13 protein-coding genes and 1 tRNA gene are annotated in these 17,620 nt (G+C 52.0%); 10 read left to right on the top strand and 4 right to left on the bottom strand.

Annotated elements, in window-relative coordinates:
* Positions 1-256 precede the first annotated feature (256 nt).
* The 4 genes from QME66_09850 to QME66_09835 all read left to right on the top strand — a co-directional run bounded on the left by QME66_09850 (position 257) and on the right by QME66_09835 (position 6,246).
* Complete coding sequence (locus QME66_09850) at positions 257-868, top strand: hypothetical protein (GenBank protein MDI6809269.1); 612 nt, start codon at positions 257-259, stop codon at positions 866-868.
* A gap of 44 nt (positions 869-912) precedes the next feature.
* Complete coding sequence (locus tag QME66_09845) at positions 913-3,306, top strand: choice-of-anchor J domain-containing protein (GenBank protein MDI6809268.1); 2,394 nt, start codon at positions 913-915, stop codon at positions 3,304-3,306.
* 77 nt (positions 3,307-3,383) lie between these two features.
* Entirely contained in the window at positions 3,384-4,523 is a 1,140-nt protein-coding gene (locus QME66_09840) for a class I SAM-dependent RNA methyltransferase (protein MDI6809267.1), read from the top strand.
* 961 nt (positions 4,524-5,484) lie between these two features.
* On the top strand, positions 5,485-6,246 hold the full coding sequence (locus QME66_09835) for a hypothetical protein (protein MDI6809266.1): 762 nt from the start codon (positions 5,485-5,487) through the stop codon (positions 6,244-6,246).
* Positions 6,247-6,425: 179 nt separating this feature from the next.
* Here QME66_09835 and QME66_09830 read toward each other — a convergent pair whose 3' ends face one another.
* The 4 genes from QME66_09830 to QME66_09815 form a co-directional block, all read right to left on the bottom strand.
* On the bottom strand, positions 6,426-6,959 hold the full coding sequence (locus QME66_09830; protein MDI6809265.1) for a DUF4416 family protein: 534 nt from the start codon (positions 6,957-6,959) through the stop codon (positions 6,426-6,428).
* Positions 6,949-7,632, bottom strand: coding sequence for a hypothetical protein (locus tag QME66_09825; protein MDI6809264.1), 684 nt, complete (start codon positions 7,630-7,632; stop codon positions 6,949-6,951). The genes QME66_09830 and QME66_09825 overlap by 11 nt, the downstream gene beginning before the upstream one ends.
* 55 nt (positions 7,633-7,687) lie before the next feature.
* The gene (guaB, locus tag QME66_09820; protein ID MDI6809263.1) at positions 7,688-9,136 is read right to left on the bottom strand and encodes an IMP dehydrogenase; all 1,449 of its coding nucleotides are present in this window, start codon (positions 9,134-9,136) and stop codon (positions 7,688-7,690) included.
* A 136-nt stretch (positions 9,137-9,272) separates the two neighbouring features.
* Entirely contained in the window at positions 9,273-9,956 is a 684-nt protein-coding gene (locus tag QME66_09815) for a hypothetical protein (GenBank protein MDI6809262.1), read from the bottom strand.
* A gap of 376 nt (positions 9,957-10,332) precedes the next feature.
* Between QME66_09815 and QME66_09810 the strand changes: the two genes are divergently transcribed.
* The 6 genes from QME66_09810 (at position 10,333) to cdaA (ending at position 17,550) form a co-directional block, all read left to right on the top strand.
* Positions 10,333-10,409 (top strand) — tRNA-Met (locus QME66_09810).
* Between the two features lie 76 nt (positions 10,410-10,485).
* Positions 10,486-11,940: a tRNA lysidine(34) synthetase TilS gene (tilS, locus tag QME66_09805; GenBank protein MDI6809261.1), complete on the top strand. Its 1,455-nt coding sequence runs from the start codon at positions 10,486-10,488 to the stop codon at positions 11,938-11,940.
* A complete protein-coding gene (hpt, locus tag QME66_09800; protein ID MDI6809260.1) occupies positions 11,909-12,469 on the top strand; it encodes a hypoxanthine phosphoribosyltransferase in 561 nt (186 codons plus the stop codon). Before tilS ends, hpt begins: the two co-directional genes overlap by 32 nt.
* Before the next feature lie 5 nt (positions 12,470-12,474).
* Positions 12,475-15,705 (top strand): ATP-dependent metallopeptidase FtsH/Yme1/Tma family protein, encoded by a 3,231-nt coding sequence (locus QME66_09795; protein ID MDI6809259.1) that lies wholly within the window; start codon positions 12,475-12,477, stop codon positions 15,703-15,705.
* On the top strand, positions 15,666-16,520 hold the full coding sequence (gene folP / locus QME66_09790) for a dihydropteroate synthase (GenBank protein MDI6809258.1): 855 nt from the start codon (positions 15,666-15,668) through the stop codon (positions 16,518-16,520). The genes QME66_09795 and folP overlap by 40 nt, the downstream gene beginning before the upstream one ends.
* A 238-nt stretch (positions 16,521-16,758) precedes the next feature.
* Positions 16,759-17,550, top strand: coding sequence for a diadenylate cyclase CdaA (gene cdaA / locus QME66_09785; GenBank protein MDI6809257.1), 792 nt, complete (start codon positions 16,759-16,761; stop codon positions 17,548-17,550).
* Positions 17,551-17,620: the final 70 nt, after the last annotated feature.

Genomic DNA, 17,620 nt, shown 5'->3' with positions numbered 1-17,620 from the left:
GGCATAATAACGATCTAATTCCAGTCTTGACAGTGGAGACAAGTTCATACAGGATGGCGTGTGAGATTTTCGGTAACAGGCAGAAATTACTGGTGCTAAGATAGGATGCGAGTGGAGAGAGACGGCAATTTCGGTGCGCCGTCTCCCGTGTCCAGTCTCGGGGGGTCACTCCTAGTCTGCCAAGTGTCAAACTAGGGCTCAGAGAGAATCGTTGTCTGGGAGCCGGAGGGAAAGTGCCTTGAACCGGATTTCCGTTATGCCAAGAGGTTTGCTCTCTGCCGTAGCGCTAGTTCTTCCTGCAATAATCTTGCTTGCCGCAGTCTCCTACGGTCAGGAAAGCAATCAGGGAGGTTTTACCCATCCTCCAACATCTCTTCTCCTGAATCTTTCTTACAGCAATACTGCATTCACACAAAATGGAAGCGTGGGTATTTCTATCGGCAAATTTTTGTACGAGAACCTGGAGCTTGCTCTGGGGGCGCGCGCCTTTGGAATTGAGAATAGCGAATATTCTTATGATCCTGTAACCATGTCTCCAAAGGAGACCAACACTTCTACGACTTTCATCTCCGGAAGCGTCGCTCTGAATCTCCACCTCGTATCGCCTAATCTTCTGGAGAAACGCCTTTCTCCTTATGTGGGATTGGAGGGCGGGTATACGCTCATGAAATCCTACACTTCATCCTACGACTCCGAGGAGCCAAGCTGGTTATGGGGAGGAACTGTGGGCGCGGTGTACTACGTCTCCAAGACATGGGCAGTGGACGGAGGCTGGCGTTTCACTTTCCAGAGACGGCCGACAGAATTCGGCAAAACTGCAGTTGTTGATGAGTCAAGCGCGAACGTTGGGATACGAACCTTTTTCTGATTAGGGGCTGATGTGATCGAGGAAGTGCAAATCAGGAGGGAATCATGAAACAGTCAATTCTGTTGGTCGTGTCTTTTGTGTCGATCTGCATTCTCTTGGCCTTCATCTCTGGATGCACGCGCAAGATTGAGGTTTCTCCGACGCAGCCGGACGGTACCCTCAGGCACGCCTACACCGGATCGATAACCGTGAAGATTCGTGACCGCTGCACTGACCGGCCTGTCGGGGGAGTACTGGCATCTGTTGGCGCAAATGGTGTAGTTGTCACCGCGACTTCTGATGGTAGCGGCAGTCTTTCCTTTGCCAATATCCCCATTAGCGCATCGGGATTAGCCGATTCAATACGGAGGTCGGATGTCCAGGTCGTAACAGGCAGATACGTTTTCACATTGTCATTTGTCGACGTAAACCAGTCCATTCCCGGGGGCAGCCCCCGTTACAAGGATTACTACTTCGTAGACACTCTCGTGACTTTTGTCGGCCTCTCGGACAATCTCACGTCCAGCATATATTTCCAGGTGAGCAAGCTTAATACCAGAATCGCCGGCGAGGTTGTTGATCAGAACATGCAGCCGGTGAATGGCGCGATAGTCATGCTGTTTGATCAAATGATGAGAACTTTGATTGCCGACACTGTTACCGTGAACGGCGTCTATTCCTTTAGGAACGTGGAAAGCGGGATAAACGTGGCCATAAGAGCGCAAAGCTCAGATGGATCCCTTGAGGGAGGCCTGCCTGCTCCGGGTTATTTTACGCTCATCTGTAATTCCACGTCTGATTCCTTGCGCGCTCAGGTTCAAGCCGAGCAAATTGTGCTTAGTCCAGTGGACAACATCAGTCCGTTCGTCACATCAATAACCCCACAGCACAATTCAGACGTTTCACCCACCGACCTTCAGATCGTCTATACGTTCTCTGAACCTGTCAAGCAAACGCCGTATACTCGCACCGATCTTCCGCCCGGGCACGGCACAATAATCGACGGCATTGTTTTCATCTACGACGGATATAAGGCGCCGACCGCGCCAGCCGGACCGATCCCGCGCACTGCCCAGTGGAACTCCTCGTTCACGCAGCTGACTGTAACTCCCCAGGGTATCATTGGATCGGCAAAGTACAGCGTTGATGCGCGCACGGCTTTCACTGCTGCTAACATTCTGGATCGATCAGGCAGGGGATTGGTCAACAACGCGAATATCACGGGCGATTTTGAAGTTCTTAGGTTGACTACAAACGGGTCTTCGACTGTACCGGGAGCACCAGTCCTGGTAAGACGTTCCATCCCGGGTACGTTTGATCCGCTGGATGTCGGGGGCGGAACAGTCGGTCTTGCATGGGGCTTTGATGCGACTGCCCGTGCCTATAACATATACAGGAGTGTTGGCGGCGGATCCTTTGACACGCTGCGAACAAACTATACAAAAACGCAATTCCAGGAAACCAGCCCGGTTCTCTATGCCGGAACATGGCCGGACCCGTATGCGGCCAGATCGGTAAGGTACAAAGTCACAGGCCTTAGTAGGGATCTCGTAGAGGGCACTGCAAGCAATATCATCGAGGTCAGTGATTCGAAGAAGCCAACGGTGGTGTGGGGTTCTTTCAGCATCGATTCGACATCTGCGGCAGCCAAGGCCAACGGCGTTTACTACATGACCCTTCCGTTCAGCGAGCCGTTGCTTATTTCTTCGGCAGAAGACAATCCTTCGACGAAATACGTTTTCACAAACACGTCGCCCGCTCTTACCGTGACCAAAGCTGACTATCTTGGTTGGAATGCTGGACTCAGCGCATGGGTGGTCCGGCTCACCGTGTCACCGCGTGGGGGGTTGAAACCTAACGGAGCCACACAGCCCACGCTGACAGTTGGAACCTCAGTGACAGACCTGAATGGCAATGCCCTTGATACCGCTGGCGGGGCGAATGTCTACAAGTTCCCGATGTACTTCTTCGAGGGCTTTGAGGCCGTGTGGACAGGATCGGGCGGAGCGGCTCCAGCTGGCTGGACTAGAGTCGATGTGGTCGGCACTGGAAACTGGGTCCAGCGCGTAAATCCACTGACCGGGCAAGCACCTCCCCTTGGCAACGTAGCGTATGATGCCACGGCAACGGCATCTTTTGGTTCAGGCACCGTAGCGGGGAATACGGTAAGAATCGAGAGTCCGATAATAAACCTGAGCTCCGCTGCTGCGCCGAAAGTACGGTTCGCCTACGTGAACACGACGGGCACAGATGTGTTGAGGCTCCGAATCTCAACAGATGGCGGGGCAAATTGGAGCACGGTTTCGACTCTGGGTACAACACCGAGCAGCACATGGCAGATACAGACCATTGCCATCCCGGGAGCGGCCAACCAATCTGATGTAAAGATTGGATTTGAAGCGGTCGCTGACGCCGGCACAAGCGATATCTGGGCCGATTATACCTGGGTGTATGAATAGTCTGTAATTCTCTGCTGGAATCAGGGCGAACGGCGGGCCCAGGCTCGCCGTTCGTTTTCTTCCCGGACATTTCCTTTATGTATGAATATCAAAGAAATAGACGTTACTTTGCACAACTTCCAGACGGGATAAAGGAATTAGGGGCTCAGGAATTGTCTGAACTTGGTGCGCAGGACATCACCCCCGAATATGGAGGAATTTATTTTAGCGCCGATAAGGAAGCGCTCTACCGCATTAATTATTCCGCACGACTTTCTTCAAGAATACTCGCGCCTCTTGTGTCGTTTAGTTGCTGCTCTACAGATGACTTATACAAGAAGGCAAAACAGATCAACTGGGCGGATTTTATTTCTCTCAACAATACATTTGCTGTTTTCGGCAATATATCGAACAGCAAGATAACTAATTCACATTATGCATCTCTTTGTTTGAAAGACGCAATCGTCGATTCATTCCGCGAAGTATCCGGACAAAGGCCTGATGTTGACTCAAGAAGTCCGGATGTATGGCTGAACCTCTACATAAGACATGACAAAGCTGTGATCAGTCTGGACATGTCGGGAGGTTCTCTTCACCGGCGGGGATACAGGAGAGCTTCCCTGTCTGCCCCGATGCAAGAGATTGTTGCCGCGGCGATTATCAGATATACAAAATGGGACGGATCTGTCCCGCTTTATGATCCCATGTGCGGTTCCGGGACTTTGCTCAGTGAAGCTCTGCTGCATTACTGCAGAATTCCATCCGGTATCTTTCGTGATAACTTCGGATTTGCATTCTTGCCGGACTATGACAATTTACTCTGGACAAATGTAAAGAGAGAACAGGACCGGCACATCCGTAATTTGCCGGAGGGACTTATTGCCGGAAGTGATATATCTCCGGAGGCAATTGAAATATCAAGAACAAATATCCGGAACTTGCCGCATGGAGAAAGAATAGAACTTCAAATACTTGATTTCAGGAATAGCGAAGGACTGAAGAATGGTGTCATCATAACAAACCCTCCTTACGGCATTCGTATGGGAAACAGGCAGGAGCTTGATCTTCTTTACGAAGCACTCGGGGATTTTTTGAAGAAGAAATGCAAAGGTTCTGCCGCCTATATTTATTTCGGTGAACGGGAATTTATCAAAAAGATCGGTCTGAAACCGGCGTGGAAAAAGCCGTTGAAAACAGGCGGTCTTGATGGAAGACTGGTAAAGTACGAGTTGTTTTAATAGAACGGAGTCAAGGGAAGTTCGAATCTCCGCGGTCCAATCAGTCCTCAACAATCCTTCCTGAAGTCGGGAATTCTCACTGAATCGCTGGCTCCCCTGGGCCATGCAACGAATCGCCACTCAATCTCCACCAGATCTTCTCGACGTCCCTCTTGCCTGAATCTCCCAGAGCATACCGAATTTCTCGGAGATTCAGATGGAGGGCAAGATGGTTCCCCACGCCTGCGGTGGTCCTCACCTGCCGTCTCCCCGACGGTTCCCATCTTCCACCCGGAACATCCTGCCCTCCCCTGGCTCGCCGGAGGGAGCACGAGCCTCACAGCGAGACTTCTCAATCATGTGTTTTGCATTGATTCTCGCGTGAGTCTTAGGGCAAGCATTGTGCCAAAGTTTAGAAACTCTTTTTAGACCTTCCTCATTTCTTAACTCCGTTGACTTCAAAGAGATTGCGTGCTGTGAGAGGGTGCCCTCCAGGGTAGTCTTAAGTTTATGCACAATCCCGGTTGACGCTCTCGCTTTCATGCCTGTAAAAAGAAGTTTACTGGGGACGAAAATGAGCATCATGAGAGAACCCGAACGCAAGACGGGGAGCTGGAATCCCAAGTAAAATAAGGAAGTCCGGGCCGCCGCTTCAGCAGCTCCCACAATTCGGGCGCTTTCCCACACATCTTGCGGAAAACTTCGCCAAGAAAACCCGATATCACCCTATTTGACCGCTTTGGCCAAGGTGCCACATCGGACTAACTCCGCACATCTCAATAAGTTGCCGTCATGGCAACAGAGTTGCTGGAATGGCACGGCACATGCATTGTGTATTTGTGTTCAGTGTGACACCCCAGAGATGTTTAGGGTTTTTGCGCCTAAACAAAAGGAGATGAGTGAAGACGGGAGGCAGTCTGGAAGCGAGCAAGAAGGCGAATCCCTCGCACCTCGCACTCCTTTATGAAAGGGGGTCTTTGAAATGGTGAATCGTGGGTACTACGACCTGAAGACAAGAGACAGATCCGTAAAGCCGACTTACTATTTCATGCTCAACTGCCTGCTTTACTCAAAGGTTGAGACTGGACTCACCCCTGAGACGGACCCGGATGAAGACGTAAACGTCTATCTTGCGCACCTTCTCAATTCGTTCATAAATCCCGACTACGTCGAAGAGGCAAAGAAGTATCTGTCAAAGTACGATACTGAGGTTTTCAGGCGGCTTGCCAATTCAACCGATGCAAGACTCAAGTACAGAATCTACAAAACGAACGCTGATTTCCTTCTCGTTTCAATCGGGATATTCGATAACCCGACGGCGCTCTGCGCAAAGCCAGGTCAGTCTCCTCACCGTGAAGAAGCGTACATAGGAAGGGGTAAGACTTACTATCATTTTGCGTACACTTTCAGTCAAGTGGTAAACAAGAAGAACCCGGCTATATCCGATGTTCTTGAAAAACTCTCGGTTGGATTCGAAAGGTACATGAAGGTTCTCTCTCATATGAGAGGCGAATACATGAATCTCCTCGACAGACTCTCGAAGGGGAAGCTCTATCAGTTGGAGAGGTCAGTGAACGAAGAGGAGAAGAAGGAAGTCATAAGAGAAAAACAAAACAGGCTGCTGGATCTTTACAGTGAGTGGAAGAAGACTCACTCTTTTCAAGTCGAGAAGCAGATGCATCTAGTAGCAGATGAAATCAAGGAGATGAATCCGAAATTCAGTTTCTCCCTTCCGGAGTCGTAGCGCACGGATTTGAGCGGTTTCTTAGAAGTCTGGCTGCTGTTGAAAAACTTGGAATGGACGGGGATGGCCGTTCCAAGTTTTTCTATTTTCTCACCCGGTGAGTTTCTAGCCCACCATTCTTGAACCAGGCAGGCAGGGTGCTGTCAGGAGGAGCTTGCGGCACCGGCCCGAGGGAAAGGTCATCCCGAAGGCTTCGACCTCTTCAGAATCTCAAGATAGGATTTCCGCACGCTATTGAAGAAACTTATCGCTTGCTCACTCTTATAGTCAGGATATGTCCAGGCAAGCGGCGAGTAGCTTCCCTTGATGAACAGGTATTCAATCTCCGCGTAAATTCCACCTCCAATGTACATTCTGTGAGGAGAATCTTTTCCTGAAGCGAGCACGACTCTCAGGACGTCCAGATATCCCGGATCTATGTTCACTCTCCGTTTTCCTTCTACCACGAAATTCCGCTCGCAACTCGAGCCGAACTCCTTGAGGCGCGGGAGATCATCGGGACCTACCAGCTTGTCAAAGGCCAGGTAGCATCTGAGCAGTTGACTACCCATCTCGCGCTCGTAGTATTGTGTGAAATCGAAGGGGAACTCCTCGCTTCTCTTCAGCACCTGCCCAAAGCTCTCTTTAAGACGCTCTTCGGCCTCTCCGAAAAGCCCTTCTTCTCTGCTTAAGAGCCCGGCGATTATGAGGACACGATTGGGTTCAGACAGCATTTTTCTTCCCGCGACATGCTTTCACGCACAGGCCACAGATTTCTGTGCCGATGTTTTCCGTTTTCACGAAGAGACGAATCGTATCAAGGCACTTCTGCAAATTGAACTCTTCCCTGGTTTCCCCTATTGCGCCGGCGGGACAGCCGACAATACATGCTCGGCACTCCCCGCATCCAAATTCGAGAACGCCAGCGCATGCGAGCGGCATGTCCGTAAGAACCGTCGCATACCTGACTCTTGCCCCATAGAGCGGATTGACAAGCAGCCTGCTCCTCCCTGCCCACCCGAGGCCGGCATGAACGCCCACCAGAATGTGCGAAAGATGTCCCCGCCTTTTTTCCCAGTCTATTATCTGGGAAGCAGGAATTGGAAATGCCCTTTTTCCTTGTCTCTGAATTTCCGAAACCAGCCTCAGAGAAACGTTGTCAAGAAACCTGTTTGTTTCCCTGTAGTGATACTGATACGTCTTTGTCGGCCTATCGACCAGGCTGTCCATCAGGGAATCGCTCAGTCTCATACCGATTACTATTGCGTAGTCCAGTCCGTCAATGATCGAGCGCGGCTCAATCAGGAAGGTGTCCCTGATTCCTCTCACATCGGCAACGCCGAAAACAGGGATTCCCAATTCTGTGGCAATACTGCGCAGGACTTCTGTGTTCTCGTCCTTATTCAAGGTTTTCTCTAGAAATAGATGAGTGTTAGAGCGATTGAGGCGACGGAATTCTTTTTCAGCTAATTCCGTAGTTCGGTGCTTCCTTGGTAATGAATATGTCGTGGGGATGACCTTCTCTCAAACCTGCCCGGGTGACTCTGACGAAGCGTGCTTTCTTCCTGAGCTCATCAATGTTCTTTGCGCCCACATAACCCATGCCGGCTTTGAGACCGCCGATGAGCTGATAGACAATGAGAGCAAGGTCCCCTTTGAAGGGGACTCTTCCCTCAACGCCTTCCGGGACGAACTTGGTTTCCCTTTCCTGGAAGTACCTGTCCCTGGGTCCGCCAAAGAGCGCTCCGAGGGAGCCCATGCCCCTGTAAATCTTGTAACTCCTCCCTCCCAGAAGCACGACATCGCCGGGACTCTCCTGCGCTCCAGCGAACAGATTTCCGATCATCACCGATGAAGCCCCGCCGGCCAGCGCCTTCGTCATATCTCCGGAATAGCGAATTCCGCCGTCCGAGATTACGGGAGTGCCTGCCTCCCTGGCCGCGGACGCGCACTCCATCACTGCGGTAAGCTGAGGCACTCCGGCTCCTGTGACGACCCTCGTCGTACAGCTTGCGCCAGGCCCGACGCCTACTTTTATTCCGTCAGCCCCGGCTTTGATAAGGTCTCTTGCCGCCTCGCCGGTCGCTACATTCCCGGCAATCACATCCGTCGATGGGAAGAGCTTCTTCAGTCTCTTCACTGCCTTCATGACCCTGACTGAATGACCGTGAGCGCTGTCTATGACGAGTGCGTCCACATGTGCCTTGACAAGTTCAGCCGCGCGCTCCTCATAGTCCCCAATCGCGCCGATGGCCGCGCCGACTCTCAGCCGTCCGAGCTCATCTTTTGCGGCATTCGGAAACTGGACCTCCTTCATCATGTCCTTGAGCGTAATCAGGCCTTTGAGATTCCCTTTGCTGTCAACTATTGGCAGCTTTTCGATCTTCTTCTCCCTGAGCATCTTCTTTGCTTTCTCAAGCGAGATGCCCTGCGGCGCCGTCACGAGGCCGCTCTTCGTCATGAACTTGGAGACCGGGCTTTCAAGGTCATCCACAAACCGAAGGTCCCGGGCAGTTAGAATACCCAGCAGTTTTCCGTGCCTGGTTATCGGGACACCTGAAATCTTGAACTCAGCCACAAGCTCGAGGGCTCTTCTCACAGGCAGGTCGGGCGAAAGCGTAACAGGATCCCTGATTATCCCGCTCTCTGATCTCTTTACTTTTCCAACCTCCGTGGCCTGCTCGTCGATCCCGAACCTCCTGTGAACGATCCCGATCCCGCCTTCTCTCGCGAGGGCTATTGCGAGCGGTGCTTCGGTAACGGTATCCATGGCCGCCGATATAATCGGAATCCCGAGACGGATTCTCTGCGTGAGGAAGGTATTCACATTTATTTCTCGCGGGGTAACCTCTGACCGGAGCGGAACAAGAAGGATATCGTCGAAACTCAGGGCAAGTTCGAAGTTTTTCAACTACACACCCTCGACCTCAGGCCGGCCATCTTGAACGGACTCAATCTCATTGCAGGCTTTGACTGGGAAGACCATATAAACATATATGCATTTGAGTATCTATCAATAAGCCCTGATTGAATTCTTTTGACTCTTTTCAACTCCTCTTCTTCAGTTTCTCGATCGGGAAATAGTAGTTTACGCCGACTCTCACTTGTAAGAAGGCATCGTCCTCGCCGAAAGCAGTCGGAAATTCGGTTTCGTTCGCTGAAAGTATGTAGTGATACAGCATACCTGCAGAAACACCGACGCTAGGGCGAGCCAGATATTCCGCACCGACCTCTCCATAGCCCCCCGGGTCTGTCGCTCTCAGCAGCGCCTTTGTCTGAGGATCTTTAATCACATTCCGGCCCGCTTTGGTCTCGATAACCCATGAGTAGAACCCTCCTCCAAAGCCGATCCTTGGGGCCAACTTCCCGCCCATTAGAGGCTTCTTCCCATATGGCCTTAGCTCAAGGCCAAATGTAAGCGGAAGCTGGGTCGCTATCATGTTCTTCGATGACGGATACCCCGTCCATCCGAAACCGGTGGTAATGACTGTCGCCAATCTGTCGGAGAAGAAATACCTGATCCGGAAATCCCCCATCCCTCTCATGCTGGCCTTGTCTTTCACGTGCTCGTCCTGAAGCATCCTCATGACCCCGACTGCGCCCCCAAGACTTCCCTTGCCTGAAAGGCTCTGCGCACCACAAACGCAAGGAGCAGAAACCAGAATCAAGAATGTTACGATTCCCATGAACTGGCTGAATCTTGCCAAAGAGAATATACTTTTGGGGCTCATCTCAAAGCCTCCCTGGGTGAGCGATTTGGTGAGGGTTCCATCAAATGACTTGGCACAGTATAAGTTGTGAAATTTCTCGTGTCAAATCCTAATCTGCAATCCGGGGACACATGACTCAAATATCTCGGCACATTTGGCCTCATAGGGCCGCACTGGCAGCGGCAAATTCGGTCGTCCGGGCGCAGGAATAACAGCGGACGAACCTGCGAGCTCCTCGAACCGGCTCAATTTGGTCTTGACATCGCCCGCCTTGAAACACTAGGCTTATGGCTAGAAGTCCATGCGGTTAGATGGTTCATTGTCCAAGATGTTGGGGACGCTTAACGCGCAGTTTCTGCGGTTTTCCTTCATGGAATTTGCCTTCTTCTGTCGTGCTGGCGGTGTAGCTCAGCTGGTCAGAGCAGGAGAATCATAATCTTCGTGTCCGGGGTTCGAATCCCTGCACCGCCACCATATTCCTCCAAGGCCGGATTCGCACATCAGGGTTTCTCTCCAAGAATGGGAAAAAGCGCCGGAGGTCATTTCTGACATGCACCAGAGATTGCCGGGGAAAATCGAAAAAGCCATCAGGCAAGAAAATATATTCCTGCCAGGGGATCGTGTGCTCGCGGCGGTGTCGGGAGGTCCTGATTCATGCGCCCTTCTTCACATTCTGTTCGAGCTCAAAGATGCCTGTGGATTCGAGCTTGAGGCAGCCCATCTTAATCACGGTCTGAGGGGACACGAATCCGACGATGACGAAAGGTTCACAGAGGAGTTCGCCGGGAAATTGAACATTCATCTCGCGACCGAAAAAGCAGATATCGCGCGCACGGCCAGCGAGAGACAGATTTCTATCGAAGAAGCGGCTCGCTGCGTGAGATACAGTTTTCTCGAGAGAGTCTCTGCAGAGCGCAAGCTGAACAAGATTGCTCTAGGACACACGCTTGATGATCAGGTCGAGACTGTCCTTCACAATTTTCTTAGAGGCGCCGCCCTTAGGGGTCTTTCCGGGATGCTTCCCGTTCAAGGGAAATTCGTCAGACCTCTTCTTGGTGAAAGAAGGGAGACACTCCTTGACTATCTCAGAGAAAAGGGAATCCCCTGGAGGATCGACAGTTCCAATCTTGACCCGCATTTCACCAGGAACAGAATCAGGCACAAACTCATTCCGTTTCTTGAAAAAGAGTTCAACCCGGGGCTCAGAGAAACTCTATCCAGAAACTCGAAAGTGCTCGGAGAGATTGACGGCTACCTGTCCGCTGAGGCGGAAAAGCTGTTTTCAACAGTCGGAAAGCATGAGGGAAACAGGATAACCCTTGATCTGAGATCCCTCCTTCAATATGATAGAGCGTTGGTTGCGTATTCGATTGCTCACGGCTTGTGCAGGCTCAAGGGTGATCTTCAGGAGATCTCGTCTAAACATCTTGCCTCTCTTTCCCGTTTGGCGTTCGAACTGCCTACTGGTAGCCTGGTTGTTCTTCCCCAGGGGCTTGCCGCACAGAAGACATCCGACTTGATTGAGATCTTCTTCGACGACGGGAGAAGAGAAGAAGGTCCACGTGAAGAGAAAGCAGAAAAGGAGCTGACGATCCCCGGCACGACTGAGATTCGGTGGGCACATCTTTCCTTGGTCGCTAATCTGGCCAATGGCCGGGACCTATCAAGCCAGGAGACACGGGGAGAGACTTGTGCTTTCTTTGACTTTGACTCACTCGAGCTGCCGATCCTGGCGCGGGCAAGAAGATCCGGTGACCGGTTTCAGCCCTTCGGCATGGAGACCGGCACCAAAAAGGTCAAGGAAGCCATGATAGAGAAGAAGATTCCCCGTTCGGAGCGGAAAAAGGTGCCGATAGTTTGCGATAAAAGGGGGATTCTCTGGGTGGTGGGTGTCGCCAGAGGCAATCTTTCAAGAGTGGAACCGGGAACAAAGAGAATTCTTACCATTGAGGCAGCGGAGGGACGGGGGACAGTTGACTCAAATCCCGAGAAAAGAACTTTTTGACGAGCGTGTGCTCCTGAGCGAAAAGCAAGTACAGAGCTGCGTCAGCCGGATGGGGACGAGGCTCTCGAAGGATTATGATGGAAAGTTTCCGGTCCTTATTGCCGTTCTTAAGGGAGGAGCCGTTTTCCTGATAGATCTCATCCGCGCCATGGGCATCCCGCTGGAAATCGACTTCATGTCTGTTTCAAGCTACGGCTCTGCCACGAGTTCTTCGGGTGACGTAAAGATAATTCACGAGATCCGGTCCAACATCAGAGGCCGGGATGTAGTCGTGGTTGAAGGAGTTGTGGACACAGGACTTACGTTGAGATATGTGCTAAACTATTTAAGGTCAAAAGAACCGCGAAGCCTTGAAGTCTGCACGCTGCTTGACAAGGAGCCATGCAGGCAGGTTGAGATTCCGCTTGCGTATGTCGGGTTCAAGATAGGAAGAGATTTTGTTGTTGGCTACGGGCTTGACTACGACGAGGAATATAGAAACCTTCCATACGTGGCAGTGCTCGAAGCCAGGAAGCCAAAGGAGAAGTAGCGCATATGCTTCTTGAAAGAGGCAGAGATCCGAAAGAGACTCCCAAGAAGAAGGTACAGGGAGGCCGGAAGCCGAGAAGATTCAGAGCTCCAAGCCCCAAAGGGCTTCCCATCCCTCCGTCCCGCCCCATGAGGACCCTTGCCTTCTGGGTTTTGTTTACGCTTATTGCCGTAATTGTTTTCCAGTACTTTTCAGTCGGAAGACCCCGCGAGCAGGAAATTAGCTTTTCCAAATTCGTCCAGGAGATCAATCACTCGAATATCAAGTCGGTGGTCATCGGAGGGAAGAAGATAAAGGGCGATCTTCGTTCCGAGTCGGCCGTCGATGTTGAGGGAAAATCCGTCAAGTTCACAAATTTTGTAGCATGGATACCCTTTGAAGATCCGCAGCTCCCTCAGAGGATTTTGGACAAGAACCCGGATGCAAACGTAACTTCCAAACCTTCGGGGGTAAACTGGGGCAGCATCGTTTTCTCTGCTCTTCCGGCGATTCTCCTTCTCGTCTTCTGGGTTTTCCTGATACGGCAGATGCAGTCCGGAGGATCGACTGCTCTCAAGTTCGGCAAGAGCAGGGCGACGCTTCTTGTCGAGGACAGGCCCAAAGTCACGTTTGAGGATGTGGCGGGTGCCGATGAAGCAAAGCAAGAGCTTCAGGAGATAATTGAGTTCCTGAAGGACCCGAGGAAATTCCAGACACTCGGCGGGAGAATCCCAAAGGGAGCTCTCCTTCTGGGCCCTCCCGGCACCGGGAAGACTCTTCTCGCCAAGGCGGTCGCGGGCGAAGCGGAAGTCCCGTTTTTCAGCATGAGCGGCTCGGATTTTGTCGAAATGTTTGTAGGTGTGGGAGCGTCCGTCACTGGCGACACCCCGGTTGTCGTGAGGACCGACCGAGGTGTGCAGTTGACCGAGATCGGCAGGTTCATAGATTCCTACTACCAAGGTGAGACCGAAGGCAATGTTGTTTATGTGAATGGCATACAAACCTTGGGATTCGCTGAGAAAGACTCCAAGTTTACTGGTTCCGCAAAAAGATTCTTCGGACACAGCCAGTGGGTCGGCATCAAGGGTGTTTACAGGCACCGCGTCACGGAAATCTGCGAGATTCACTATCTCGGCGGTGTAATCAGCACAACCGCTGACCACAGTGTATTCGTGCGCACGCGCAATGGTGTTCATCCCAAAGCAGCCCGCGACTTGAAGCCCGGTGATGTGCTGGTTGTGTTACCAATCAAAGTGCGCAATGAATACCTGCCGGTTGTCGGCACAACGCACAGCGTGCGGGGACATCAGTTCGTGTCCGTTGATGAACCAATAAGCGTTGATGTCTGGGAGGGGGATCCGGCCGCAGAAAAGAAGTACAGTTTTGCGATGGCCCAGGGCGAGACCATGAGCCAGTATGCTATCGCAAGTGCCATTGGCGTCTCGCAGGCGACGGTAGGACATTGGCAGAGCGGCAAGCACATGCCCCGCGCTCTGAGCCGCAACTACACAGATGTTGAGCTTCCTGAAGCGCTCAAGGTCACACCGGGACTGATGAAGCTGCTCGGTTACTACACAGCTGAAGGCCACTGCAACAATTGCCTGGAATTCGTTTTTGGCGCGCACGAGATTGCTCTCCATGCCGACTGCATTTCCCTGATGCGTGAGGTCTTCGGGTTGGAAGCAGCGATCGAATTCACGACCGACAACTCGGCGCGATTCCGCTATGGGAGCGCAGTCTTGGGTCGGTTCTTCGCGCATCAGTGCGGCAATGACTCTCACAACAAGCATATCCCTGATATGCTCTGGGACTTGCCCAGGGAATACTTCGAGGCATATCTCAGCGGCTATGCACACGGCGACGGATACACGACAAAAGAGGGTAAGTTGAGCATGACAACAGTAAGTCAGCAGCTTGTCCGCGAGTTAACTTGGTTGTGTGCCATGCACGGCGTTGCGCAGGGCAAGAAACCGTACGTCCGCAAGGTTGTTGTCAAACCCTACGATGGATACGTTTACGACTTCTGCGGCTGCGACAACGAGGCGTTCTTCGGGGGCGAGAAACCAGTGCTTCTGCACAATAGCAGGGTGAGAGATCTCTTTGATCAGGGGAAGAAGAATGCTCCTTGCATAATTTTTATTGACGAGATAGATGCAGTCGGAAGACACAGGGGAGCAGGTCTTGGCGGCGGGCACGACGAGAGGGAACAGACGTTGAACCAGCTGCTTGTGGAGATGGACGGATTCGAATCGAACGACGGAGTCATTTTGATTGCCGCTACAAACAGACCGGATGTACTTGATCCTGCTCTTCTCCGTCCGGGCAGGTTTGACAGGCAGATAGTCGTTGACAGGCCCGACGTGAGAGGAAGAGAAGGAATCCTCAAAGTCCATTCACGAAAGATCCCACTCGATGATGACGTGGACATGAAGATTCTTGCAAGAGGGACTCCGGGCCTTGCCGGGGCAGACCTTGCAAACCTTGTGAATGAAGCGGCTCTTCTTGCAGCCAGAAGAAACCGCAAGAAAGCAATGATGCAGGATTTTGAGGATGCGAAAGACAAGGTCATGATGGGAACAGAGAGGAAGAGTCTCATCATAAGCGATGAGGAGAAAAGAAGCACCGCGTATCATGAGTCCGGCCATGCACTGGTTGCATCGCTGCAGCCCGGTTCCGATCCAATCCACAAGGTGACCATTATCCCCCGTGGAAGGGCGCTGGGGCTTACCCACCTTCTCCCGGTGGATGAACGTTACACAAGATCCAGGGACTACCTTATGAGAACGCTCGCAACGCTGATGGGCGGGAGATCAGCAGAGCAATTAGTCCTTAAGCAGTTCACAACCGGAGCATCTAACGACATAGAATCAGCAACGGAGATAGCAAGGAAGATGGTCTGCGAGTGGGGGATGAGCGAGAAGTTGGGGCCGCTCTCCTTCGGGAAGAGGGATGAACTCATTTTCCTTGGGAGGGAAATATCTCAACACAAAGATTACAGCGAGAAAACCGCAATGACTATTGATGAGGAAGTGCGCGCTATAGTCGAAACCGCCAGCGAACAGGCAACCAAGCTCCTTTCAGAGAACATTGACAAGCTCCACCGCCTTGCAGCTGCGCTCCTTGAACGCGAAATACTGGACGGCGAGGAGACTCTCAAGATCATCCGCGGAGAGGAGATTGCTCCGCTATCCAACACAAAAGAAAAACAGCCTTCCGAATGGAAATCACAGGAACCCCCGCATCCATCCTCCGCTTAAGAGACCTCAGTTTTGATCTCTCTCTGCGTACCTATGTAATGGGCATTCTTAATGTGACTCCGGATTCATTTTCAGACGGCGGAAAATTCATCAGCTTCAAGGACGCCCTGAACCACGCGGAGAAAATGCACAAGGATGGAGCGGATATTATTGATGTCGGGGGCGAAAGCACAAGGCCGGGAGCTGAGCCCGTGTCTCTTGATGAGGAGGAGAGGAGAGTCCTCCCGGTCGTAAAAGAACTGGAGAAATCCGGCATTCCTGTTTCTGTCGATACGTACAAGTATTCGATTGCGGAGAAGGCGCTCGACTGCGGCGCGCACATGGTGAACGACATCACCGGGCTCAGGACTTCGCCCGAGATTGCACGTCTTGCGAAGGAACACAGTGTGCCCCTCGTGATAATGCACATGAAGGGAACACCAAGAACCATGCAGGAAAATCCAACCTATGGGAACCTCATTGGCGAAGTTTCAGATTTTTTCAAAGAGAGAATCGGGATTGCATCGAGCTTCGGCCTTGGTTCCGAATCGATCGTCCTTGATCCGGGAATAGGATTCGGGAAGACAGTCGAGCACAATCTCGAGCTGATTGCGAATTTACGAAGGTTCAAGTTATTTGGAATGCCGCTGCTCGTGGGAGTATCAAGAAAGTCGTTCATCGGAAAAATACTCGACCTCACCGTTGATGAGAGACTTGAAGGGAGTATCGCCTCGGCAGCCATTGCGGTTCAGCAGGGGGCAAACATCGTCAGGGTTCACGATGTGAAGGAGAACGTAAGGGCGTTGAGGATTGTGAATGCGATCATGAAGTGTTAGATCCCAGGATTCAACCTGTCGCCCCTCACCCTGATCCTCTCCCCCACGGGGAGAGGGTAGGGTGAGGGGAGAGGTTGGTGAGGGGGATGATACGAAAGTTTTCCTAGACCATTTGGCCGAAGAAGATGTATGTTTACGAGAGCCGGATGGCATCTGCAGTTCCGGGGAATTATCGATGGAATAAGGCCTGCTCGCCGCCAGATTTCACCGTGGCAGCTGGACATGGAGGATGTGACCCTTGCAGTGGTTCAGGGAAGTGTGGATTCTTGATGTTCTGGATGTAGCAGTCGTCGCCTTCCTCTTCTACCGGCTCTTCCTGCTCATTCGAGGCACAAGAGCCGCGCAGATGTTCGTCGGCCTTGTTGTCATCATCATCGCTTCAATGATCTCGCAGTTTCTTCAACTCCATTCTCTGAACTGGATAGTCTCCAGCTTGGGAACTGCCTGGGTTGTTGCATTCGTGATTCTTTTCCAGCCGGAGCTGAGAAGAGCACTCGCCCTGATCGGCCAGAATAGGTTCCTTGGTTCGTTTCTTCGTATGGAGGAATTCGGTGTGCTGGGGGAGATAGTGAAAGCAAGTGAGGAGATGTCCCAGGAAAGAATAGGTTCGCTCATAGTCCTCGAAAGAGATATCGGACTCAAGAACTACGTTGAAACCGGCACGCGGCTTGATGCCCGGGTTACAAACGAACTCCTGGTAACGATCTTCACGCCAAACTCTCCTCTCCACGATGGCGCAGTGATAATTCGAGGGGACATGATTGTCGCTGCCGGCTGCATCCTGCCCCTGAGTCAAAATCCGATCATCGGGCAGACCCTGGGCACGAGGCACATGGCAGCATTGGGTATTGCCGAAGAGACTGATGCTGTTGCGGTCGTAGTCTCCGCGGAAACAGGGTCTATCTCACTCGGCTATAAGGGAACGCTCAAGAGAAAACTGGATGGCGGCTCACTGAGAAGCGAGCTTGGAAGGATTTTTGCCGAGACTGAAAAGCTTGTAGCCGAAGAGTCCGAGCTCTCCCCCGGCTAGTGTCTTTCCGCTTCCCCTAGCCTGAATTATGCACGCGTTTACTGAAAAAAGAGTGCCATCGTCCTCGGGA

The organism is Candidatus Eisenbacteria bacterium (assembly GCA_030017955.1).
Taxonomy (GTDB): Bacteria; Eisenbacteria; RBG-16-71-46; order JASEGR01; family JASEGR01; genus JASEGR01.
This window is presented reverse-complemented; position numbering and strand designations above follow the sequence as displayed.